28 protein-coding genes are annotated in these 24,150 nt (G+C 39.3%); 22 read left to right on the top strand and 6 right to left on the bottom strand.

Annotation, left to right across the window (positions count from 1 at the left end):
* Positions 1-2: 2 nt before the first annotated feature.
* The 4 genes from FOT42_RS11755 to FOT42_RS11740 all read right to left on the bottom strand — a co-directional run bounded on the left by FOT42_RS11755 (position 3) and on the right by FOT42_RS11740 (position 3,492).
* Positions 3-1,307: a relaxase/mobilization nuclease domain-containing protein gene (locus FOT42_RS11755; RefSeq protein ID WP_151890765.1), complete on the bottom strand. Its 1,305-nt coding sequence runs from the start codon at positions 1,305-1,307 to the stop codon at positions 3-5.
* Positions 1,295-1,684 carry a plasmid mobilization protein gene (locus tag FOT42_RS11750; protein ID WP_151890764.1) on the bottom strand — a complete coding sequence of 130 codons (390 nt, stop codon included), beginning with the start codon at positions 1,682-1,684 and terminating at the stop codon, positions 1,295-1,297. Before FOT42_RS11750 ends, FOT42_RS11755 begins: the two co-directional genes overlap by 13 nt.
* 235 nt (positions 1,685-1,919) lie before the next feature.
* Positions 1,920-2,819, bottom strand: coding sequence for a toprim domain-containing protein (locus FOT42_RS11745; RefSeq protein ID WP_151890763.1), 900 nt, complete (start codon positions 2,817-2,819; stop codon positions 1,920-1,922).
* A 100-nt stretch (positions 2,820-2,919) separates the two neighbouring features.
* Positions 2,920-3,492 carry an AAA family ATPase gene (locus tag FOT42_RS11740; protein WP_226789872.1) on the bottom strand — a complete coding sequence of 191 codons (573 nt, stop codon included), beginning with the start codon at positions 3,490-3,492 and terminating at the stop codon, positions 2,920-2,922.
* A gap of 73 nt (positions 3,493-3,565) precedes the next feature.
* Between FOT42_RS11740 and FOT42_RS11735 the strand changes: the two genes are divergently transcribed.
* The gene (locus tag FOT42_RS11735; protein ID WP_072319141.1) at positions 3,566-3,856 is read left to right on the top strand and encodes a hypothetical protein; all 291 of its coding nucleotides are present in this window, start codon (positions 3,566-3,568) and stop codon (positions 3,854-3,856) included.
* Positions 3,857-3,870: 14 nt separating this feature from the next.
* On the opposite strand, the gene FOT42_RS11730 is transcribed toward FOT42_RS11735, so the two are convergent.
* On the bottom strand, positions 3,871-4,080 hold the full coding sequence (locus FOT42_RS11730; protein WP_035133562.1) for a hypothetical protein: 210 nt from the start codon (positions 4,078-4,080) through the stop codon (positions 3,871-3,873).
* Positions 4,081-4,377: 297 nt separating this feature from the next.
* A complete protein-coding gene (locus FOT42_RS11725) occupies positions 4,378-5,835 on the bottom strand; it encodes an aminotransferase-like domain-containing protein (protein WP_226789871.1) in 1,458 nt (485 codons plus the stop codon).
* Positions 5,836-5,879: 44 nt separating this feature from the next.
* Here FOT42_RS11725 and FOT42_RS11720 point away from each other — a divergent pair, with 44 nt between their 5' ends.
* From FOT42_RS11720 to FOT42_RS11620, 21 genes are all read left to right on the top strand, one after another.
* Entirely contained in the window at positions 5,880-6,782 is a 903-nt protein-coding gene (locus FOT42_RS11720; RefSeq protein ID WP_151890761.1) for an EamA family transporter, read from the top strand.
* The gene (locus FOT42_RS11715; protein ID WP_052123350.1) at positions 6,779-7,288 is read left to right on the top strand and encodes a GNAT family N-acetyltransferase; all 510 of its coding nucleotides are present in this window, start codon (positions 6,779-6,781) and stop codon (positions 7,286-7,288) included. The genes FOT42_RS11720 and FOT42_RS11715 overlap by 4 nt, the downstream gene beginning before the upstream one ends.
* A complete protein-coding gene (locus FOT42_RS11710; RefSeq protein WP_119648687.1) occupies positions 7,285-7,749 on the top strand; it encodes a GNAT family N-acetyltransferase in 465 nt (154 codons plus the stop codon). The genes FOT42_RS11715 and FOT42_RS11710 overlap by 4 nt, the downstream gene beginning before the upstream one ends.
* 6 nt (positions 7,750-7,755) lie before the next feature.
* On the top strand, positions 7,756-8,814 hold the full coding sequence (locus FOT42_RS11705) for a branched-chain amino acid aminotransferase (protein ID WP_226789870.1): 1,059 nt from the start codon (positions 7,756-7,758) through the stop codon (positions 8,812-8,814).
* Between the two features lie 12 nt (positions 8,815-8,826).
* Positions 8,827-9,360 (top strand): YfiT family bacillithiol transferase, encoded by a 534-nt coding sequence (locus FOT42_RS11700; protein ID WP_151890760.1) that lies wholly within the window; start codon positions 8,827-8,829, stop codon positions 9,358-9,360.
* On the top strand, positions 9,351-9,785 hold the full coding sequence (locus FOT42_RS11695; RefSeq protein ID WP_151890759.1) for a GNAT family N-acetyltransferase: 435 nt from the start codon (positions 9,351-9,353) through the stop codon (positions 9,783-9,785). The genes FOT42_RS11700 and FOT42_RS11695 overlap by 10 nt, the downstream gene beginning before the upstream one ends.
* 257 nt (positions 9,786-10,042) lie before the next feature.
* The gene (locus FOT42_RS11690) at positions 10,043-10,771 is read left to right on the top strand and encodes an AAA family ATPase (RefSeq protein ID WP_151890758.1); all 729 of its coding nucleotides are present in this window, start codon (positions 10,043-10,045) and stop codon (positions 10,769-10,771) included.
* Entirely contained in the window at positions 10,761-11,501 is a 741-nt protein-coding gene (locus FOT42_RS11685) for a YggS family pyridoxal phosphate-dependent enzyme (protein ID WP_151890757.1), read from the top strand. Before FOT42_RS11690 ends, FOT42_RS11685 begins: the two co-directional genes overlap by 11 nt.
* Positions 11,498-12,208: a type 1 glutamine amidotransferase gene (locus tag FOT42_RS11680; protein WP_151890756.1), complete on the top strand. Its 711-nt coding sequence runs from the start codon at positions 11,498-11,500 to the stop codon at positions 12,206-12,208. The genes FOT42_RS11685 and FOT42_RS11680 overlap by 4 nt, the downstream gene beginning before the upstream one ends.
* On the top strand, positions 12,192-12,647 hold the full coding sequence (locus tag FOT42_RS11675) for a PaaI family thioesterase (protein WP_151890755.1): 456 nt from the start codon (positions 12,192-12,194) through the stop codon (positions 12,645-12,647). The genes FOT42_RS11680 and FOT42_RS11675 overlap by 17 nt, the downstream gene beginning before the upstream one ends.
* Positions 12,648-12,654: 7 nt before the next feature.
* Positions 12,655-13,158 carry a DinB family protein gene (locus FOT42_RS11670; protein WP_151890754.1) on the top strand — a complete coding sequence of 168 codons (504 nt, stop codon included), beginning with the start codon at positions 12,655-12,657 and terminating at the stop codon, positions 13,156-13,158.
* A gap of 6 nt (positions 13,159-13,164) precedes the next feature.
* Positions 13,165-13,512: a nuclear transport factor 2 family protein gene (locus FOT42_RS11665; protein ID WP_151890753.1), complete on the top strand. Its 348-nt coding sequence runs from the start codon at positions 13,165-13,167 to the stop codon at positions 13,510-13,512.
* 4 nt (positions 13,513-13,516) lie between these two features.
* On the top strand, positions 13,517-14,167 hold the full coding sequence (locus FOT42_RS11660) for a cysteine hydrolase family protein (RefSeq protein WP_151890752.1): 651 nt from the start codon (positions 13,517-13,519) through the stop codon (positions 14,165-14,167).
* Complete coding sequence (locus tag FOT42_RS11655; RefSeq protein WP_151890751.1) at positions 14,160-14,711, top strand: DUF1572 family protein; 552 nt, start codon at positions 14,160-14,162, stop codon at positions 14,709-14,711. Before FOT42_RS11660 ends, FOT42_RS11655 begins: the two co-directional genes overlap by 8 nt.
* Positions 14,712-14,723: 12 nt before the next feature.
* A complete protein-coding gene (locus FOT42_RS11650; protein ID WP_151890750.1) occupies positions 14,724-15,062 on the top strand; it encodes a cupin domain-containing protein in 339 nt (112 codons plus the stop codon).
* 79 nt (positions 15,063-15,141) lie between these two features.
* Positions 15,142-16,350: a hypothetical protein gene (locus FOT42_RS11645; RefSeq protein WP_151890749.1), complete on the top strand. Its 1,209-nt coding sequence runs from the start codon at positions 15,142-15,144 to the stop codon at positions 16,348-16,350.
* 12 nt (positions 16,351-16,362) lie between these two features.
* Positions 16,363-16,893, top strand: a complete 531-nt coding sequence (locus tag FOT42_RS11640; protein ID WP_151890748.1) for a hypothetical protein — start codon at positions 16,363-16,365, stop codon at positions 16,891-16,893.
* A gap of 243 nt (positions 16,894-17,136) precedes the next feature.
* Positions 17,137-17,607 (top strand): hypothetical protein, encoded by a 471-nt coding sequence (locus tag FOT42_RS11635; RefSeq protein WP_151890747.1) that lies wholly within the window; start codon positions 17,137-17,139, stop codon positions 17,605-17,607.
* 142 nt (positions 17,608-17,749) lie between these two features.
* Complete coding sequence (locus FOT42_RS11630) at positions 17,750-18,088, top strand: DUF4134 domain-containing protein (RefSeq protein ID WP_084839765.1); 339 nt, start codon at positions 17,750-17,752, stop codon at positions 18,086-18,088.
* A gap of 12 nt (positions 18,089-18,100) precedes the next feature.
* Positions 18,101-18,529 (top strand): hypothetical protein, encoded by a 429-nt coding sequence (locus tag FOT42_RS11625; protein WP_151890746.1) that lies wholly within the window; start codon positions 18,101-18,103, stop codon positions 18,527-18,529.
* A gap of 85 nt (positions 18,530-18,614) precedes the next feature.
* Positions 18,615-24,137, top strand: a complete 5,523-nt coding sequence (locus FOT42_RS11620) for a helicase-related protein (protein ID WP_226789869.1) — start codon at positions 18,615-18,617, stop codon at positions 24,135-24,137.
* Positions 24,138-24,150 lie beyond the last annotated feature (13 nt).

Raw genomic sequence — 24,150 nt, 5'->3', positions numbered from 1 at the left:
TTTTACTGGTTATTATTCAGATTTCTTTTTTTCTTCTTTTTGCGTTTCTTTTTAAGCTGATTAGGTAAATAATCTGAGGTGTTTTCTGCTTGAGTCAAAACCTCCAATACATTTTTCTTTCCTGTTGGCACAGTAGTAGATTGAATCTCTTTATCAGCTTCTTTGGTTTCTGCCGCAGCGGTAGTCTGTGGCTGTAATCCAATAGTTTGTTTCGGGTCGGGATGCCTTAGCAAATACTGTCCTGAAACCCTTTCCAGTAAACACCTTTCCTGAATAGCTTTGGCACTATAGGCTTTGCCTAAAGCGCTCCCGTTAAAAACACATTTGGTTTGGTGATCCACATAGGTGATTCCGTATAAAATTCCATTAGCATTTTCCCTGAGTACGATATGAACCCCTTGTTTTTCTAATGCTTTTATTAGTTCCGGGATGGATTTCTTTTTTGACAGCAACTCCTTATCCACAGCATTTTTTATCCGTCTTTTAAAAGGTGCTCTTTTTGCTACATTTTCTTTGAATTTCTGCTCTAGAAATTTCAGGGTAGGTTTATTATAAAACAAGCTGGCTTTGATAGGGACGCCTACCGGATTACCATCAGTATCCAGTACCCGGTATAGCAATCCGCCAGTCTGATACACCTTTGAATTTTCTGTTCCCCGTTCAGCTTTTACATTGTATTGATTAAGTACTGCATTCAGTTCCGGAAGACTGGTATATTTGTATGGATTCAACACATTTTCCAGAATGTTCTGGATAGCCATTTTAGTTTGTGATTTACCATACATTGCCTTGCCGACAGCTGTGGGTTTTAACTGATAATTTTTGTCTTTTTTTTGAGCTTCGGCCTGTACCAAACCAAACTCTTTTTCCAGTGCTTTCCGGGCGGGTTCAGACTTACGAATGCCCAAATGGTGCAAGTCAATTCGTTTGCCGTCGGCTTCAATATTGGTAGTTACCAAATGGATATGCGGATGCCCTGCATCGTGGTGTTGATAGACCAAATAAGGTTGTTCTCCAAAACCGATTTTATCCAGATAACTATCGGCTATTTCAAGCAGTTTTTGCTTTGATAAATGGCTCTCTGAAACATCAAAATTGAGTGAAATATGGACACTGTTCCGTTTTGTTTTTTCATTTAATTCCATCTGTTTTAAGAAGCGGTTCAGCTTCATGGTAAAACTCATTTTATCCGGATCAACCGGATAATTTCCTGCCCCGATACATTCCGCAACTCCCTGCTTTACTTTGTTCTCATTGTAGTTTAAAATGCGGTGAATGGAGTGCCCTGTTTTGATTACTGCAACCATTTTTCTGCCATTTTTTGGATGTGATTTTTGATCTCATCCACCTTATTGAACAGGGTTCGTTTTTCCACTTCATAGGCAATCAGCCAGCTTTTAAATTCTGTACTTTTTTGAAGCGTATGGAGTTTTTTTACCGCCTGATTAAAGTTGTTGCCCACGTGGTTAAGTTCATTTCTAAGCTGAGCCATTTCTGCCATAAAATCATCAGCAGATTGGTTGCGATACATCGTTACAATGGGCTTTTCAAAAAGGCTGTGACGAACATATTCACTTAGCTTTCGGCAGGTACTGTTTTGCCATTTCTTTTCGATTTTCGCATACTCATCGGGTGTTAAACGCAACCCGATAATGCGTGTCCTGTTTGATTTTTTTCCTTCCATCTCATTCTCCTTTATCCTGTTATCAAACTCAAAAATTCATTCTATACGCCCTGCCCACGAGTTCCGAGTGATAGGCAGCAAGATGTCGGTTGTTTAACAACCGTTCATCTTGCCGTTTGCAGGAACGTTGCAAACTCGTCGTTTTGCCAAAGTCTCCCAGAGGCTTATTATGTACTTTCAGGGATTCTGGCGATTTTCTAAATAGTGAAGTTTTCTAAAATGCTTAGAAACACTTTTACAGTTTATTCCCTAAGCGTTTCTTCTGCTGCTTTCCAATATACACAAGCCAGTCATTAAGGTCTTTGTGGTTTTGGTAAAGCTTGCTATGATCGTTATATTTCTTGCTATTAGACAATGCTTCCCTGACAACTTTTTTCCCGGCACCATCATTGTCTAGGTATAGCCGTATTGATTTGTGCGATTCCAGAAACGGACGTGCTTTTTCAAACAGGGAAAGGGAATTTAAAATAACAAAATCAGAAGAATTATTTACCTCATTTGCTCTGATACTTTTGAACGAAAGAAAATCCATAAATCCTTCGAATACAGCCACCTCATCTGAGGCATTTTTTACTGTGGTAATATCCTTTGGAGAACTGCTTGCTTTGAAATAAGGATTGCGTATTTCAAATCCACCGGAATCATTTTTAAAACCAATTCCATAATAGCTTTTAGCATTCAGTTCATAATGTACTTCCCTACAATATTGGGTTGCAATTTCAACAGGAATTTTTCGCTGTTCCAAGTAGCTGGTCAATGTGTATGAACTAAGCTCAACCTCTTTAAAAATTTTAAGTGGATGCTCCGATGCATTTTCTATTTTGGGAATATTTTTTATGGTCTTCTGAAAAGAAAAACCACCATCCAATTTTTTTAGAAATTCTCCAACCGAGCAACCATGATATTCAATTCCGAAATCGATAATATTACCTCCCTTACCAAGTCCATGATCATACCATCGGTTCAGCTTTCGATTTACCTTAAATGAGGCTGTATTTTCTTCCCTTAACGGAGAATGATACCAGTAGTCATTGTTCCTGATTTTCGAAGGTTCATGACCTAATGAGGACAAGTACTGAACCATGTCCATTTCTTTTGCTTCCGCAATGGAAAGTTTTTGTTTCCTGAAATCCATAACCACACATTTTCACCTTCACTATTCAGTTTACTGACGTAAAGTTAAACAAGTGGTATGGCTTCTACCTATCCTCTCTATATTTTGAATGGGATGGTAATCAATAGATTAAAAGATAATTAAGAATGAATTTTGCTCTTTTTAAAACTGTAGTTTTAGGCAATTCAACCAATTCATATCCCAAGAAAGAATAGGTTTCCTTCATTATATGATACGTGGCAACCGCTTCTTCAAAAGTCTGTTTTCTCTCGGCATCATTAACATAAATTGATTTCCAAGGTGGGGTAATAAAAACCTTAGGATAGTATCGCTTTTCTTTCGCTGCCTGCCACATTGTTTCAGGAATGGAAATATTGCACAATTTTAGGTATCCGATAACATCGGGAATACCACGGTCAAAAAATGTTAATCCACTCTTCTCCGATACATTTTGAAAATCTTTAAGGGATTGCTTAAACATAGCCATTGCAAACCCTTCTTTATCAAGCCAAGGTAAACGATTTCCATCTGTTTTCAGTTCTTTTTGGATAATGCTTCTACCGGTTTCTTCAACGGAATGATATCCCATAACTGAAAGTTGTTCTAACACGGATGTCTTTCCCATTCCGGGACCTCCTGTAATAATAATAGCGCTTGATTTGTTTTTCATAGTTCTAATAATTATCTCCTTCATATTTTGATGAGGATGATTTCTTTTACTCTTAATACTTTTGTTATTAATGTTGAATGATTTAAAACGTGTGATTATGTTGACAACAAATGATGTAGCCAAAGTTTATGATACGATCTTAAGTATCCCTGGCATGAATGACACAGTGAAGATTGATTTGAGGATCTCACGTAAAAATGTGCTATTACTAAACCATGTAATTGAGCGTGGATTAGTCGTGAAAGATGATGAGAAAAATGATGGACTTCTATCTAATGTGCCCGAAGAAAACCTGGTAGAATTGAAAAGTATTGCCGGTCAATATCTCGAAAAAGCCGGACTTATTGAACTCAAAGAAAAGTTGAATGAGTTAGGAAAAGGGAAGTAAAGTATTCAGGCTGGTTATTCGGTTATCCAGCCTTCTTCTTTTCTGATATTTTGAACCTTATTTGCTATGAGCCAATCTTCAAATAATGAATCGTTAATAGGAGTAAATTTAATAAATTCTCCTGAGGATAGCATTAAGGTAAAATCGTTAGCTACGGTAATGTATTTGAGGAGTTCTGAAGCTGAATATTGAAATCCGGGAAAATGCTGGGCGGCTGCTTTCATATCAATATTTTTATGGATTAATACCGCCTGATTTAAAATAGCGCAGGCAGCAACTTACAGCACTGAGGTCTTAGGAAACCCAACAACAATAAGTGCGCCCACGCAATAGCATGAGCGTTCTTCACTTGTTGTCCTGCTGTTATCGAAATTTCCTAAGTTTCAGTGCCGGACTCAAAGCAAAACGCTTCAAGAATATTTTTTACAAAGATAGCTTTTTGAGTTCAAACTTTATATAAAAAGATGTCCTTACAAATAGCTATCTATACCTAGTAAATCATAGAACAGATTATTTAACAATTACGACATTCTTTTAGCAATTCTTCCTAATTGTTTTAGTTTATCTTCTATATGTTCTGACCAACGTTGTCCATAGCTTAGACGCATACAATTGTTAAATTGATTTTGTAAGGTAGACATCCTGCCCGGGGCAATGCTTATATTTTGGCGGATAGCCTTTTCGTATAGTTCTACAGTATTTATTTTTTCTTCCAATTCTACCCACAACATGAATCCTCCCTGAGGGTTGCTGATTTTGGTTTTCTCCGGAAAATATTCTGCTATTGCCCTGGCATAGTGCAAACTATTGGAATGTAATGTTTTTCGCAACTTTCTCAAATAATTCTCATAACGTCCTTTCTCCAAAAAGTTGGCAATTGCTTCTTGTGTTATGGTTGTAGAAGAAACGGTATGGATTAATTTCTGATGAATGATTTTTTCTTTGAATTTTCCGGGGGCTATCCAACCTACCCGATAGCCTGGAGCAAGAGTTTTAGAAACCGATCCTATCCATAAAACCAATCCTTCTTTGTCAAACGCCTTACAGGGCTTAGGGCGGTTGCTTCCAAAATATACATCTCCATACAGATCATCTTCTATCAAAGGAATTCCATACTTGGCTAGCATAGAAACCACTTCCTTTTTATGTGTTTCAGGCATACAACTCCCCAATGGATTGTTAAAATTAGAAATCAGAATACAGGTTTTAATTTTAGGAATTACTTTTTTTAAAGCTTCCAGTTCCACCCCGGTAATAGGATTTGTTGGAAGTTCAATAACGTGCAGTCCCAGGCTTTTTGCTAATTGTAATATTCCGAAATAAACAGGGCTTTCTACTGCAATGGTATCTCCCTTTTTGGTAAGTGCCATCAATGCAAATGAAAGGGCATTCATTGCTCCTGCGGTAGTAATAATGTCTTCCTCCTGTAAATTACCATTCCAAGTATAGGTGAACCTGGCAATATCCCTGCGTAGTTTTTGGTTTCCCTGTATATTTTCATACTCAGTTCCACCTCCTTTAAGGTTTCGCGTGGCATTCACCAGTTCCTTGTTCAATTTTGCTATAGGCAACAATTCATTCTCCGGTACTCCCAAAGAGAATCGGGTAATCCTGGTATCATTTAATGAGGTATATACTTTAGCGATTAGGCTTTCCACACATTCCGGCTCCTCAATTCCTTCCGGATTACTGGTTGAGGGTACAGATAATCGATTGGGTTTGTAATTAACAAAATACCCTGATTTAGGTCTGGAGATAATTAACCCTTGTGATTCCAGTTCCAGGTAGGCCTGAATAACCGTGTTCATACTAACCCCATATTCTCTCTTTAGATCTCTAAGAGAAGGCATTTTTTCCCCGGTCTTTATAGTGCCGCTTTGAATCTGATCTGATAATGTTTCGGCAATTTTTTGATATAGTGTAGTCTTCATTATAAAATCTGTATCCGTCAAAATTAATAAAATTGTATCTGTAACCATTCATTTTTTCTGCTTTATTTTGTTATAAAAATTACCTACTTGCTATGAATAAAAATCTATTAGCATATTTATCTCTTATTATCGTATGCTTAGTATGGGGCTCTACCTACTTTGCAATCCGAATAGGCGTAGCCACTTTTCCTCCCTTTCTATTTTCTGCTATTCGGCAAATCATGGCAGGAGGCATCATGCTGGTCGCATTAAAAATCATTGGAAAACTTCAGCTTAGAAGATCGGATTTACTTAATCAATCCATTACCGGTATTTTAATGGTCACTTTAGGCAATGGCGTAATTGGTTGGTGCGAACGTTACATTACCAGTGGACTGGCCGCATTGATATTATCACTTATTCCTGTATTTGTGGTAGTAATCAGCTATCTGTTTGGTTTTGATAGAAGAAGACCGCACATTTTGATCTTATTTGGATTGATATTGGGTTGTTTGGGAATCATACTCATTTTCAGGGATAATCTAAAAGATATTGCCAATCCGGAATATTTTCTAGGAATGCTTATTGCATTTGGAGCCTGCCTGGCATGGGCTTCGGGAAGTGTCTTCAGTAAGTTCAAAATTTTAAATCATAAAAATGTTTTCCAAAATGCAGCCTTACAACTGCTCATGGGAGGGATTACATTAGCGCTTTTTAGCCTCTTTTTAGACGACTACACAGAGCTAAAAGTAATTTCAGGCAAAAGTATATGGGCATTGGCATACCTTATCGTATTTGGCTCTATTATCGCTTACTCCAGTTTTGTATATGCCCTGAAACATTTACCCATTGGTGTCTCCTCTTTATACGCATACATCAATCCTTTTATAGCCATTATGCTAGGGTATTTTTTCCTGAATGAACCCCTTACGGATATAACGCTATTAGCTTTAACCGCTACACTTTCCGGTGTGTATTGTATCAACAGAGGATATCGAAAAATGGCAATACAATGAGAATAGAACAAACCATCATAACAGATATTTCCAGTGTTGAAAAAATATACACAGAAGCAATTGCATATCAACATCAACAAACCGGTTACAGTTGGTATCCATTCAGCCCATCTTTCATAAAACAAGAGATTGAAGAGAAAAGACATTTTAAGGTAGTGACTGACGAAGATGAAATTGCAGGCGTTTTTTCCGTAATGAATGTCGACCCCATCATTTGGAATGATGATAAAGGAAAGGAAGCCATCTATCTACATCGAATGGCAATTCTCAACAATTACAGAGGGAAAAATATAGCGAAACGAGTTGTAGAATGGGCTATGATTGAAGCCTTTAAAAGCAAAAAGAAATTTATAAGAATTGATACCTGGGCCAGTAATAAGAAATTGATAACCTATTACCAAAACTTAGGGTTCCGGTTAATCGGGAAAAAACAATTGCCCCCTAAAAGTAATCTTCCTGCCCATTACAACAATATTGAAGTCAGCTTATTTGAAATAAAATTATGACAAACATACACATAGCACCATACCGTCCTGAATGGCAACCTTACTTTGAAAAATTCAACAAAGCTTGGATTGAAAAACATTTTGTATTGGAAGCTATTGACAACTATGTCCTAACTCATCCTGAAGAAGCTATTTTAAAAGATGGGGGAGAAATTTTATTTGCGCTTCATAATCAAACGGTAATAGGTGCAGTGGCACTGAAAAAAATAGACAATGCTACTATGGAACTTACCAAAATGGCTGTGGACGAGGCTTTTCACGGACTTGGGGCAGGTACAAAACTATGTAAATCAGCCCTGGAAAAAGCAAAAGAACTAGAAGTAAAAAAATTAGTGCTCTATACTCAATCTGCTTTAAAACCTGCTTTAAGCATTTATAAAAAATTTGGGTTTCAACAAATACCCATAGAACAGGGCATTTATAAAAGAGCAGACACTAAAATGGAATTAAACATAAAATAGTAAGCTATGGAAACAATGGCAATAGACATTCACAAAAATGATCAGAGTAAACAATCAGCATTCAATTATGATGATTTTAATTTTGGGACACAGCCTACCGATCACCTATTCCTGAGCGAATATGATCATGGAAACTGGAGGTCTCATAGAATTGTACCCACACAACATTTTTCATTAAGTCCTTTTGCGCTTTGTCTTCACTATGGGCAAACCGTTTTTGAAGGAATGAAAGCTTTTCGTCAAGATAACGGTAAAGTACATATTTTTCGCCCCGAAAAGCATCACCAACGTTTCAATCGTTCTTTGGAGCGTATGTGCATGCCGCCCATAGAAAAAGAGCTTTTCATCAATGCTTTGGAAGAATTAGTAAGGCTTGAACAGCATTGGATTCCACAGGATAAAGAAGTAAGTCTATATATCCGCCCGTTTGTTTTTGCTACGGAGCCACGTTTGGGGGTTAAAGTGGCTGACAACTATACGTTTTGTATTACCTGTACCCCAATGGGGCTGTACTATCCCAAACCGGTAAGGGTAAAAGTTGAAACCGAATACGTTAGGGCAGCAGAAGGCGGTGTGGGCTACGTAAAATGTGGCGGAAACTACGGAGCCGCCTTTTACCCTACACAACAGGCAAAAGAACAGGGGTTCGATCAAATTATCTGGACAGATGCCAAAACACATCAGTTTTTGGAAGAAGCCGGAACTATGAATATGATGGTAATGCTCAAGGATACACTCATCACTCCACGTTTGAGCACTTCTATCCTGGATGGGGTGACCCGAAATTCCATTATCCAGATTGCCAGGGATAAAGGAATGAATGTGGAAGAACGGGCTATTAGCTATCAAGAGCTGGAAGATGCGTTTAATGCCGGAAATCGAGTGGAACTTTTTGGTGTGGGTACCGCAGCAGTTATTTCTCCAGTATATAGCATTCAGATACAAGGCAAAGACTATTCCCCTTACATAGAAGATGGTGCTATAATGTTTCAACTGAAAACAGCTTTGGAGAACATCCGAAAAGGAAGAGCAAAAGACACCCACTCATGGAATCACTTTATCTAAAATAAGCATCCTATGAATGAAAAAGATCAATATCCAATAGGCCGATATATAGAAAACCTGGAATTGCATCAGCAGATGCAACAACAATGGATTGCTACTATTGCATCATTGCCTTTCCGTATCAAAGAAGAAGTACAGTCGCTCACGCAGCTTCAATTGGACACCCCGTACCGGGAAAATGGTTGGACAGTCAGGCAGGTTATTCATCATCTGGCAGACAGTAATATAAATTGTTTTGCACGTATCAAATTTGCGTTGACCGAAGAAAATCCAAGTATTAAACCTTTTGCAGAAAAGCCCTGGGCAGACCTGTTTGACGCCAAACTAACAGACATTACACCTTCTCTAAAAATTCTCGAAGGGATTCATGAGCGCTGGGTTGCTCTTTTGGAAAATCTGAAAGAAAAGGATTGGCAAAAATCCTTTTTTCATCCTGAACTCCAAAAAAACCAGACTATAGCTCAGGCAATGGACAAATACAGTTGGCACTGCAAACATCATTTGGCGCACATTGTAAATACAAAAGAAAAAATGGGATGGAATTAAAGAAAAACTACAGCATAAAAACAGGGTATGGCAATATGAATATCCAGGCCATTCACCAATTTCTATGCATGGAGAGCTATTGGGCTAAAGGAATTTCGAAGGAACTGGTTGAAAAAGCTTTGCAGCACTCTTTTTGTGTCGGGGTATTTCTAGCCGACAAACAAATAGGCTTTGCCAGACTGATTACGGATTATACCACATTTGCCTATTTGGCAGATGTGTATATTCTGGAACAGCACCGAGGAGAAGGACTCTCCAAAAAACTGATGGAATATATAATGGGTTTGGATGACGTAAAAGGAATGAGAAGGATATTATTGGCTACACTCGATGCACACGCACTATATAGCAAATTCGGTTTCCAATCTCCTGAACACCCGGAAAGACTTATGGAGATAAGAAGAAATAATTTATACAGCAAATAGCTGTTGATATAACATAAAAGGTCGGATGGCTGAGTGGTTAGGCAAGGATACGCAATATCCTTTACAATGGTTCAAATCCATTTCCGACCTCAAATCAATAACCTTGGGGCGATTCCACAATTTATGAATCGAAACGCCTTTTTAAAATTTTGGGGCAAGCCTCGAAAAAGAGAGACCCTCAATGAGGGATTAAAACTTTAGAAAAGACAATCAATATTCATTTTCGAAAAATGAATATTTAGAATAGCAATAAATTTATGAATGTATATGACCTGCTTATAAATGATAAAGAAAAGGTTCTCCTTGATGAGGTCTTACTTGACTGTGAAAATCAAGATCAAATAAAGCAACTCATTAGGGAACACAAACACATTAACGAACTATCAAAATACGGACTGCCTGTTAATAATAAAATTTTGCTTCACGGCAGTTCAGGATGTGGTAAAACAATGACTGCAAAAGCTATTGCAAGTAGTTTGGGTAAAAACATCCTTATACTCAATTTGAGCAATATTGTCTGTTCTCGAATAGGGGAAACATCAAAAAACCTCAAACAGATTTTTGATAAAGCAGGCAGAGAAAAGTCGGTGTTGTTTTTAGATGAATTTGACCAAGTAGGCAAAGCAAGGGGAAACGATGAGAAGGATGTAGGGGAAATGAGGAGATTAGTAAATACCATTATCCAATTAATGGATTATTTCCCTGAAAATGCCTTGTTGATTTGCGCCACGAATCATAAGAAAATGATTGACACAGCACTGATAAGGAGATTTCAGATTAGGATTGAATACAGCTTACCTAACAAGGAATTATTGGACAGCTATTACAATAAATTGCTGGCTGTATTTCCGGAAAATATACAAACTATTAAAAGGGATTACAATCTATCATTTGCTGAAGCTAAAGATTATACCTACACACTTATAAAATCTATGTTGCTGGATGAGTTAGAGCAACAGGAAAAAGCAATGCAATATGAACAGTGATATAATACATAATCTGCAAACTATTCAACAGCGAATACAAAACGCCTGTACCGAAAGCAATCGTGATTGTAGTGAGGTAAAACTACTATTAGCCACCAAAACCGTTTCGGCAGAGCGTATTAAAGCAGCCTTAAATTCAGGACAAACATTGATTGCCGAAAATAAGGTGCAGGAATTAAAAGCTAAATACGATGCCTTAAAAGGCACCCCGCACATCAGTCATTTTATCGGGCATTTACAGACCAATAAGATCAAAGAAATTTTAAAATATGAGGTCTCTTGCATTCAATCCCTTGACCGGTTGGACTTAGCAGAGAAATTACAACAGCGATTGGAATTTGAGAACAAGCAAATAGAGGTTTTTATACAAGTAAACACTTCTAATGAAGAAAGTAAATTCGGTGTACATCCCAGCAAAGCTATTGACTTGGTGCAACAAGTAGCAAAATTCGATAGACTAAAAATAAAAGGATTGATGACCATAGGATTATTTAGTGCCGAAACGGAGAAAGTCCGTGCATGTTTTCGCTTACTGAAAAACATACAACAGGAAATTATTGCTTTAAATATCCCCAACGTCGTAATGAAGGAATTGTCAATGGGAATGAGTGGAGATTTAGAAACAGCCATAAAAGAAGGGGCTACAATAATCAGGGTGGGCACAGCAGTCTTCGGGCAGCGTATGTACCCTGACAGTTATTATTGGAATGAAAATAAAGCATACCTATGAATGTCCATTATTTACAACACGTACCCTTTGAAGGTTTAGGAGCTATTAAAATCTGGTTGGATGACAAAGAACACAAAATATCCTCCACAAAATTTTATGATCCCGGGTTTCTACTACCTGATATTTCAGAGATAGATGCCTTGATTGTACTGGGAGGCCCAATGGGTATTTACGAAGAATCGGTATATCAATGGTTAAAGGCAGAAAAATTGTTTATCAAATCCTGTATAGCCGCAGGCAAAAAAGTATTGGGAATTTGTTTGGGTGCACAACTCATTGCGGATTGTTTAGGTGCAAAAGTATCTCCTGCCACTTATAAAGAGATAGGTTGGTTTCCGGTTTTCCCTACCGAAGAAAGTAAAAAGCTACCTTGGTTTTATAAGCTGTTCAGCAATAAACCCATCGTCTTTCACTGGCACGCAGACCGGTTCGATATTCCTGATAACGGAAGTTTAGACCTATTGTATTCAGAAGCCAATGCGCATCAGGCTTTTTACTACAATAAAAATGTAATAGGACTTCAATTTCATTTGGAAGTAACACAAACCAGCTTATTGCAAATGCTTGAAAATGGAAAAGAAGACATAGAACCGCTTCCTTATGTACAATCTGAAGCAGAAATCCATACAGGGGTACAAAACACAAGTACGTGCAACACACTTATGAATGAATTTTTAAATAATTGGTTCTATGAAAACAATCAGTAACGAACGAAAAAAGCAATTACAGGAAAGTTTTAACCGTTCCAAAATGATGGAATTATTTGGAGCAGAAATAACCGGAATTGGCGAGGGCTATTTTGAAATTACCGTTGCTAAACAAGAATTTATGGCTCGCCCCGCAGGAATGTTCAACGGCAGTACCATTGCTACTTTAGTAGATGTTTCCTCTGGTTATGCAGGAGCTTCGGCAAAACCGAAAGACAGTTACTTTACTACGGTTGAATTAAAAGTAAATTATCTAAATCCCGCTTTTGGAGAACAATTGGTGGCTAAAGCGCAGGTGGTAAAAAACGGAAAAGTGCTTACTGTGGTGCGTTCAGATGTATTTAGTATTACGAATAAAGGCGAGGAAACACTAGCGGCAACTTCATTAGTAACCTTAATGCAGTTATCCAAAAAAGCTCCTGACAAACAAATAGACTGAACTAATTATGGAAATAACCAATATCAACACCTTTCTGGACTATTATGGAAAAATCAGGGAACGGACGAACCGATTGATAGCTGTTATTCAACCAGAATACATGGATTGGGCGTATAGACCCGGAAAGTTTACCATAGCCGACCAAATACGTCATATTGCAGCAATAGAAAGATATATGTTTGCCGAAACCATTTTAGGAAAGCCATGTAGCTATAGCGGTTGTGGTAAAGAATTAGCAGATGGATACAATGAGATAATCGGGTATTTTAATGAGAAACACGAGGAAACATTCGCCATTTTAAAAAAGCTTAGCAATGATGACTTGCAACGAAAATGCCTGACACCCGCCAATACACCTATTACGGTATGGAAGTGGCTTCGTGCAATGACCGAACACGAAATTCATCACAGAGCACAGCTTTATATTTATCTGAACCTGTTGGATGTAAAGACACCGCCAATGTTTGGATTGAGTTCAGAAGAAATTATTCAAAACAGTCGATTAAAATAAACGGATATGAATACAGATTTTGCACAGGAGTGGCTCATGGCGTGGAACAGTCACGATTTGAATAAAATAATGGAGCATTACAGCGAAAAAATTGATTTTGTATCTCCTATTATCCAGCAAATGGGAATAAACGCAGAAGGTAAAATTTCCAATAAAAGTGATTTAAAGGATTATTTTTCAAAAGCCCTGAAAAAATACCCCGACCTGCACTTTGAATTATATCACGAACTCAAAGGATCTCACTCAATCGTTTTGTTTTACCGAAGTGTAAATAACTCCTTTTCGGCAGAATATATGGAATTGAATAATGAAGGAAAAGTAAGTAAAGTAAGAGCACATTATAAAATCCAGTAAGAAAATGGAATACACAAAAATGAATTGGAATAGGAGTGCCTTGATCATCATTGACATGCAAAAGGATTTTGCAAAAAAAGATGGTGCATCATATATACAGGGAACCGAAGACGTTACGGAAAATATTGCCAAACTGGCATCTGTATTTCGTAACTGCCAACTTCCGGTCATCCACGTCATTAGACTTTATAAAGAGGATGGCAGTAATGCTGAGCTATGCAGAAAGAGCTTGTTTCAAGATGGTAAAAAAATCGTTTCCCCGGGTAGTAATGGAGCTAAGATAATTACGGAATTATTACCCGAAAATGCAGAAAATTATTCAGATATATCGCTGCTAAACGGTCAGATTATACCAATAGCCCCTTATGATTTTATAGTCTATAAACCTCGCTGGGGAGCTTTCTATAGCACACAATTAGATGATTGGCTTACCAGTCATCAAATCAATTCGTTGTTGATTGCAGGCTGCAATTTCCCCAATTGCCCCAGAACTACCATATATGAAGCTAGTGAAAGAGATTACCATATTAGTATTGTTCCTGAGGCTATTTCCAGAATTTACCCTAAAGGTATCGATGAATTGAAAGGGATAGGTGTAGGTATTTGCTCCGTTAAAGAATTAAAAAATATAATCAAAACCAAAAGAGATGAATAGTTACTTGGAAAGTATTAAAAAACAGTTTCTCTATTATAAAATGTTAGGAGAAAAAGCGATGGAACAACTAACTGAAGAACAATTGTTTTGGCAATACAATGAAGAAAGCAATAGCATAGCCATTCTAACAAATCATATTGCTGGAAATATGTTATCAAGATTTACCGATTTTCTAACCACAGACGGAGAAAAGGACTGGCGTAATAGGGATTCTGAATTTACGAATTCATTTTTGAACAAAACAGAAATGATGAACTATTGGAATAAAGGATGGGAATGTCTCTTAACTACGCTTGAACAATTATCAGAAAAAGACTTGGAAAAAATTATTTATATACGAAATGATGGCCATACCGTAGTAGAGGCCATTAATAGACAATTAGCTCACTACCCATATCATATTGGTCAGATGGTTTTCATTGCCAAAATGCTGAAAAACGAAGCGTGGAATACATTATCCATAGCCAGAAATAAATCAGGAAATTACAACAATCGAAAATTTTCACAGGAGAAAAGCAAAAGACATTATACAGATGACTTATAACCTCAAAAAATTATGACTACAAATACAGAGAATACCCCTCACTACAGATGGGGAAATCATTGTGATGCCTGGACATTAATACAATCAGACCAAGTCATCATCAAAGAAGAAAAAATGCCACTAAATACGGAAGAACAAACACATTATCATAATGAAACTGCGCAATTCTTTTATATTCTTGAAGGCGTTGCAACATTTCTACTCAACAAAAAAGAAATTGTTGTAAAACAAAATGAAGGGATTAAAATTGAAAAAAAACAATCTCATAAAATTTGTAATAGACACTCAGAATACCTACGTTTTTTAGTGATATCATTTCCTGGCAATCCTATGGATAGAATCAATTTATAATCCTATAAAACAACCTGAATATTATAAAAAGGAAGAATATATAATTAACTGTAAGAATAGAGTCCGCAAATGAATTATCTTGAAAAATGCAAACAAATCATATCCACTTGAATGGCTCGATCTACTTATTACAGTCACGCTCAACCCCTCCAAAACAGATATAGGGGCAATTACCGATGTGCAGTTAAATAATATTATCCTTCGAATTTCTGAAGAAAATCTTCGTTTACAACTACTCATAAAAAGCCAGGTCTTTTCCACAAACAAGGAAAATGAAATAAAACTGCTTATCAAACAATACCACTCTTCCTTTATCATATTATTAAATCAAACTCTAGAAAATCAAAAAGCGGCAATCCCAAGGAAATTAATTTTAAAGAATACCTATAAGAGCTTACTTGTAAATATTGACGAACTTCTTTCTTTCATAGAAACCCACTTTGCCAATTATCTAAGCCCTGAAGAAGAGGTCCCAGAAACCTATCTTTCGGTAACACGTAAAGAGCTCAGGAAGAAATTGGATAGATTAAAATCAAAACATAAAAGAATTACAAATCCTGTTATGGATATTGTATTAAAGAGATTATATCGTTTTACAGACACCAACTTGAGATATAAAATAGCTTTTAGAGATATTTTTTACAAAAAAGATCTGGTACGGGGGTTGGAAGAAATAGATTGGAATTCAGTAAATAATAAAGCTTTTTCTCCTATTGATGAGCTACTAATCTTTTTAAATTTCAACAGTAAAGGCTACATTAATTTACTTACTGAACGTATTTCTCAATGTATTAATAGCTGTGATAATTCTATTGAGAAAATGGATAGATTGCTATACTATTACAAAGCTTTCAACCAATTACATCGCAAGCCAGGTTTAGTACTGAACCCTAACTATCATGATCTGGAAACAATTTTGGGAAATTGGTTTACACAAGAGATTCTTTACCTAGAAAAGAAATTACATCTATCAGTTGTCCCGCTGCAAAGTAAAAAGGAAAACCCAGTAGAAAAGCAATCAACCGCAAAGGAGAAGCAGAAAGTACTTTGTATGCTTTCTACTGACCAGATAGGGCTTATCCTTCGTGCTTCCGATGAGCTACGAATATTGGTTGCAAAGTCAATGAGCCAGGTATTTAAAACTATAGTCCCCCATTTATCAACCCCTTATAAAGAAGACCTGTCCTACGATGGCATGCGTAGCAAATCGTATGTAGCAGAAGAACGAGACAAACAAATAGCCATTGAAACCCTGGAACGAATTATTAAAAAAATCAAAGAATATTAAAACCACTATACTATGAAAAAACTATTTCTCATATTCATTATCATCCCTGTGATTGGATGTCAAACAAATCAAAAACCTGATAAGGAGACTGTCTTAAAAAGAATCAATGATGATCTAAACTTTCCACGTACTATTGATTATGAAATCTTTTGTAGTGATCCTGCTCATGCTAAAAAGTTGCTGGATTTAAAGCTTGATGAGAAAGGAATGGTTACCATTCAGAAAACACAAAAATTAAAAGATATCGGTTCACCGTTAATCTCTTTTACCGAAGCAGCCCAACCGTATCTGATTAAACCTACAGCAAAGGAAAGGAAGCTCGACATTCAAAAAGTAAAGATTGCAGAAGAAACCATAGATAACATCAAACTCGGAAATAGGTCTAAATCCAATGGAAAAACATCTATCCCGGTGACTTATACAGTAACCTGTACCAATATCACCCCATTTTCTGTCTTGATGAAACGTGATTTTTCCAAACCGATTGATCGCTCCGCTACACTACGTTTCACAGATGGCAAATGGAAATTGATAAAGCCATAAAAATCATTTTTCCATATCATAGTTACAAAAGAGAACTTTTTAAGAATGTTCTCTTTTTTTTTGAATAATCTCTTCACGAAAGACATCTATTCCACTAAGGTTCCAATGGTTACAAAAAGGTTACAGCCAAAAGTTGGACTTGTAGCACCCTGCCTGCATTCGTTTCTTTGCTATCGAGATTAATGTAAACGACCCGACATTGAAATGCCGAGTTGAATTGTGAAACGATAAAATGAGAGGCGTATGTTTACCCAGATTTCATGGACAGACTACCTGTTGGCGGTCTCCATACTACTAGCTATTTATTATCTATTTGTTGGGGTACGGTATTTTTCTAGTGACCTCATAGCCCTGTTGACAGGAAAACGAAAACGTACCTTAAAGCCATCTGGTTATCCGCAAAATGAACCCTTGCAAAATGAAACTTCAGAAGATATTTCGGTAACTACAGATGAAGATACCGATGACGAATTCGCAGAAGTGGAACACTTGATCGAAAAAGTAAAAGCCATGATTGCCGATGCGCTCGGCAAACAACTTGTCAAGGAAGAATTTAGGCATTACCTACGCCTTGTCCTTAAAGAATTTCCCTCCATAAAAACATCCGTACTCCGTCCTTCGGTCAATGAATTGATTGTATCGGAGTGCGAAAAACAAGGGATTGGTGCCTTTAATGAAGAGGAAGTGGATGCGTTGTGGAGTGAGGAAAGGTAGCAATCCCGGCGGAACGTGTTTCCCTGCCCAACCCCGGGCGTAAGGCGATGTGTGACAGAATGGATGGGCATGTGGCGGCGAAACCGTTCCGCTTTTTATTTCAAAAAAAGCTTTTGATTTTAAACTTTAATACATGTGAGTTATGAAAATGTGCAGCAAGAAAACAACAAAGTTTAACCGAAAAAAGGTGATCACCATTTGTGCCGCTATGGCATTATTAGCCATTCAATACAGTGCCTATGCACAGGATGGTATCGAGGGGATCAATGAAGCCAACACCAAAGTACGCAGCTACTTTGCTGCAGGCACCAATCTGATGTATGCCGTTGGAGCAATCCTCGGCTTAATCGGCGCCGTAAAGGTCTATCAAAAATGGAACAACGGCGATCAGGACACGGGAAAGGTAGCGGCCGCCTGGTTTGGCAGTTGTATTTTCCTGGTGGTCGTGGCTACCGTCATTCAGTCGTTCTTCGGTATCTAAAATTCCTGAAGTATGCAGACACAATTAAAAGAAAAGTTGTGGACGTTTATCGTCCACAACAATCCCGAACTGATGTTCAATTTGCAGGAAGACTATTCGGTGACCAACTATCTGGATTCAAAAGTAAAGGACATTATGCCTTTGGCGGAACAATTACTTTCTGAAAACCGACCCGTTTATGTTGTGGAAGAATTATGCCTGGAGCAGATGACTGAAGAACTTAAACCTTCCCGTTACCACTACCTCCTTTCAATACTGGAAGAAGAATTTACTGCCGACTATGAGCGGTTACGGGAAAGCGGGACGCTCACCTATGAAGTCGTCAACCTGATTGCTTACTGCAAGGACATTTTTGACGGATACGGATTCAATGCAGCAAATGAAGAGGACAGGCAGCTACGATACACTGTCATCGGACAGGTACACGAGTATCTGAGTTAACTACCGATACGAAAAGGCCGGTCATCAGGAGAAAGTGACGGCTTTACAGCCATAAAGAAATTGTGAGAATGATAAATGTGTGGATATGGCTTACAATATTTCAGAAAAACTACAGGATAATATCAGGGCGATTCGGATCGCCCTGAGCCATCAAGACGGAAAGGAACTAAATTCTGATGAAGTCTCGAACCTGAAAAAATTCTCAGGTTTTGGAGGGATCAAGGCTATCCTATACCCTTATGCCACAAAGGAAGAATGGTCAGCCAATGGGGCTACCAAAGAAGACCTGAAACACCGTGCAGGGATTATGGAACTTCATGAGCTGCTAAAAGAGAATTATAGTGAAACTCAATATCGGGAAATCATTTCTTCTTTGCGCAATAGTGTGCTGACCGCCTTTTATACCCCGCAGGTAGTTCCCGAAACTTTATATACTGTTCTGAAAGCTCAAAACCTGCAACCCAAACGATTGTACGAACCTTCGGCAGGTTCCGGTGTTTTTATCAGTGAAGCGGTAAGGGCTTTTCCTGAATTGGAACAAATCACTGCTGTAGAGAAAGATACCCTTTCCGGGTTGGTACTCTCTGCTATCAACGGTACGCTTTCTGTTCCGGTAGAAACCCATATCACCGGTTTTGAAAAAACTCCGGTTACCGAAAATTACAGCTATGACCTTATCGTCAGCAATATTCCGTTCGGTAATTTTTCGGTATATGATGAGGCGTATCCCGATAAAGCACTATCCGGAAAAATACACAATTACTTTTTTGTCAAAGGACTGGACAAACTGGCTGATGGTGGTCTTATGGCTTACATTACCACAGATGCCTTTTTAAACAGCCCATCCAATCAAAAAGCGAGGGAATACCTGTTCGGTAAAGCGGATTTTATAAGCCTTTCCGTTATGCCCGATAACCTGATGAAGGATACCGGCAATACCGAAGCTCCCAATCATCTACTGATTGTTCAAAAGAATGCAACAAAAGAGACCCTATCCGAAGAAGAAGCCCTACTAATTACTACCGTACCATTAGAGAATGAATATGGAACCTACCCTAGCAATAGTTATATCCAACAGCATCGGGACATTATTACGGGCAATATTCTCCAACCGGGTAAAAATCAATATGGACAGGCACATGAAACCGTATGGCAACAAGGCGACCTCAATGAAATTCGTGAAAAACTTGGACAGACGATTACCGAAGGTTTTACTACCCGTTTGAATCGGGAGCGTTATTTCCAAAGTCAATCTCTGCCAAAAGAAAAACAGGAATTTGGTGGCAGGAAGCTCACCTATCTTCCGATGCCCGAAAATAAATCAGAAACCGTTTCAGTACAGTTAGGGCTTTTTGATACCGCTCCAGCAGAACAAATCAACCGGGCAATAGCCTATATCAATCCTTTGGATGCAACCGTCGTTCGAAAAGAAAGTGCACGGATGATCAGTACCATTCGTACTACCGATGAACCTATGCACGAGAGTATTGTGCTTTTGGCAGCCAAACAACAAAAATCCAATCGCTACCTGTATAAACTATATTCCAACGTCAAGCAGATCGATCATTTCTCTGCCAACTGGATGGATGCCCGCTTATTGGGGCATGAACTGCAAAACCTGTCCGGGGAATTGCAAGGGTTTGGCCATACATTTACCTACGAAGGCGACCAAACCTTAGAAGGGATATTTCAATTAAACGGGCAGGCAGCACGTCCCTTTACCGATATACAAGCCTTTCATAAAGAAGGTACACTGATCGTTTATCAGGGACAAGTGGGTACACTTTCCGAAATCGATGGTGATTTTAAAAATGCGGTCTTCCAACCCCTGGGGATGCAAACCGACAAACGCTTCTATGAACAGTATACCAGCATTCGGGATCAGTACCTGGAAATCTCCGAAAAAGAAAGCACAGGAACTTCTGTTCCCCAAACTGAACGGGGTGAGTTGAACCAGCGTTATGACCGGTTCATTTCCCAATATGGGCAGTTAAACAGCCAAGGTAACCGCAGACGAATACTGGAAGATACCGCTTTCGGTTTGACCATGTTATCCTCTTTGGAACGCAGGGAAGGTGAACATTTTGTCAAGTCCGATATGCTGACCGGTACTGGCCAGGCATCTACAAAACGTTTTGTCACCGATGACCCGATTGAAGCCCTGGCACATAGCCTGAACGATACCGGAAAGGTGAATATTGGGTTTATTGGTGCAGCCATGGGATTGGAAGAACCGGAAACCATTGCCCGTTTGGGCGAACATATTTACCTGAACCCGATAAGCAATGACTGGGAAACCGCAGATCAGTTCCTGAGCGGTAATGTCGTGGAAAAATTACGACAGGCAAAACAACAAACGGATACCGAAAATGATACCCCACAAGCACAGCGAAGCCTAAACGCTTTGGAAAAAGTACAACCCGAACGCATCCCTTTCGAATTATTGGATTTTAACCTGGGCGAACGCTGGATTCCCGTAAGCTATTACGAACGCTTTGCAGCGGAACTTTTCGAGCAACATACGGACATCAACTATTTCCCTTCACTGGATGCCTTTAAGGTCACCACCGGGATGAATACCAAAGTAGCCCGGGAATTTGCCGTTACTCCGAAAAGTGGACGGACTACCTACGGCTATACCTTGCTGGAACATGCCCTCGAAAACACAACCCCTTTTTTTACTTATGAGGTATCCGTTGGGGATGGCAAAAGCATACGGGTTCCCGATAATGAGGCCATTCAACTGGCGCACCAAAAGATCGACCAGATACGCAACGGTTTTATAGACTGGCTCAAAGAATTGCCGGACACCGATAAAAAGCATATCGAGAACCTGTATAACGATACCTTCAATTGTTATGTGCTCCGTGAATTTGACGGCAGCCACCTGAACTTTCCCGGACTGGACAAAAAGGCTTTGGGGATTGAAGATTTGTACAGCAGTCAGAAAAATGCTGCCTGGCGCATCATCCAGAACCGGGGCGCACTGATCGATCACGAAGTGGGATTGGGAAAAACCCTGACCATGATCGTTTCCGCTCAGGAAATGAAACGGCTCGGTATTGTCCAAAAACCGATGATCCTTGCCCTGAAAGCCAATGTTAATCAAATTGCGGAAACCTATCGCAAAGCCTATCCCCATGCCCGGATATTGTCCCCGGGACAAAATGATTTTACCCCGGCTAAAAGGCTACGCTTATTCCATGAAATCAAAAACAACAATTGGGATTGTATTATCCTTACCCATGACCAGTTCGGTAAAATACCACAGTCCCCGGAAATGCAGCAACAAATCTTCCAGACGGAACTGGATCATATCCAGCGTGATCTGAATACCGTCAGGGAGTTGGGCGGGGCGATTTCCAAAAAAATGCTCAAAGGGCTGGAAATCCGCAAGAACAATCTGGAAGGAAAATTAAAAACGGTACTCAAGGATATTGAAGAAAAGAAAGATACCGGCATCAACTTTAAGGAAATGGGTGTTGACCATTTGTTTGTGGACGAATCCCATAAGTTCAAAAACCTGACCTTCACCACCCGCCATAACCGGGTGGCCGGATTGGGCAATATGGCAGGCAGCCAAAAGGCGCTTAACATGCTTTTTGCCGTGCGCACCTTGCAGGAGCGTTTCAATTCCGATCTCTGTGTGACCTTCTTATCGGGTACACCCATTTCCAACAGCCTGACGGAAATGTACCTGCTTTTTAAATACCTGCGACCTAAAGAAATGGAACGCCAGCGTATTGAGAATTTTGACGGCTGGGCAGCGGTATTTGCCCGTAAAACCACGGACTTTGAGTTTAGTGTGACCAATGAAATCATTGCCAAAGAACGCTTCCGTCATTTTATTAAAGTTCCTGAACTCGCTTTGTTCTATAACGAGATTACCGATTACAAAACCGCCAGGCACATCAACCTGGATAAACCGGAACTCAGGGAAACCCTGGTCAATATTCCGCCTACACCAGAGCAATCGGTATTTATCAAAAACCTGATGCAATTCGCCAAGACCGGTAATGGAGAACTGATCGGGCGTGGCAGGCTGACCCCGGAAGAAGATAAAGGACGAATGCTTATTGCAACCAATTACGCCAAGAAAATGGCAGCGGATATGCGATTGGTAGATGATTGGAAATACGGAGACCATCCGGATAACAAGGTGAACACCGCCGCAAGAAAAATCGTTGAAATTTATCACCACACCCAACCTCATAAAGGTACGCAGATTGTCTTTTCAGATATCGGTACCCCCAAACCGGATCAGTTTAATATTTATGATACCCTGAAGGAAAAACTGGTGAGGGATTTTCATATCCCTGCCACGGAAGTCACTTTTATCCACGACTGGACGGATCGCAAGAAACCGGAACTCTTCCGTAAGATGAACCGGGGTGAAATCCGCATCCTGCTTGGAAGTACGGAAAAAGCGGGTACCGGTTTGAATGTACAGGAGCGTGTGGTAGCGATGCATCACCTGGACATCCCCTGGAAGCCTTCAGAACTGGAACAACGCAACGGCCGTGGGGCAAGACAGGGTAACCGTATTGCCAAAGAACATTACGGCAATCAGGTACAGAATTTCGTCTATGCCGTAGAGCAATCGCTGGACAACTATAAATTCAACCTGCTTAAAAACAAGCAGACGTTTATTTCCCAAATGAAGAACAGCGAACTCAATGTCCGTACCATTGATGAAGGGGCTGTAGATGAAAAAAGCGGTATGAACTTCTCCGAATACATTGCTATCCTTTCCGGGGACACTTCCCTTCTGGAAAAAAGCAAACTGGAAAAGAAAGTGGCGGTAATGGAAAGCCTGAAGCATTCCCACCTTAGGGAACTCACCCGTCATAAAAACCAGTTGGAAAAACTGCAAAACGATCATGCTTCCACGAAAAAAACACTCGGAAAGCTCTCCGCCGATGCAGCCGTGTATAAAGACCGTCTCCAGATGACCAAAGAAGGTACCAAAGCCAACCCCATTCAATTGAATGGAACAGCGAGTCGGGACAGTGAAGCTATAGGCAAGCACATTATCCAGTTGTATCAAAACTGGAAGCCACCAACCGGGCAGCACGAAGAAAAAATTGGTAACCTATACGGTTTTCGGTTATACATCCGCAGGCAACAGGAAGCCTATGAAGAAAACGGATTGTTTAAATACCGGTATTCCAATAGTTTCTATGCGCAAAGGGAAAGTGAGGGAATCAAATACACCTACAATAACGGTTTACCCAATACGGATAATCCGAAGCTGGCAGCACGGCATTTTTTAAATGCCATTGACCGGGTGGAGCATCTTAAAGAGCGGTATGAACGGAACCTTTCCGATCTGAAAACCGAGCTTCCCAAGATTGAAAAACTGACTACCAAACCTTTTACAAAAGAAAGCGAGCTGCGGGAGCTGAAAACAGAACTTGCTAATCTGGAACGACAGATTGCTATTAAAATTCAGGAAAACCAGTTAAAGCAACACCAACCCAATGAACCGGATGAAGAACAAACCCCGGTCATAAAGCTCGGGGAACATCAGACAAACGGTCATACCGCCAAAGAGTCTATAGTAACTGCTTCGGCATCGGAGCGTCCCCGTAGCAGGATGCGATTGTAACATTTAAAAAAAG

Origin of the sequence: Flagellimonas hadalis (assembly GCF_007785775.2) — a bacterium.
Taxonomy (GTDB): Bacteria; Bacteroidota; Bacteroidia; order Flavobacteriales; family Flavobacteriaceae; genus Flagellimonas; species Flagellimonas hadalis.
This window is presented reverse-complemented; position numbering and strand designations above follow the sequence as displayed.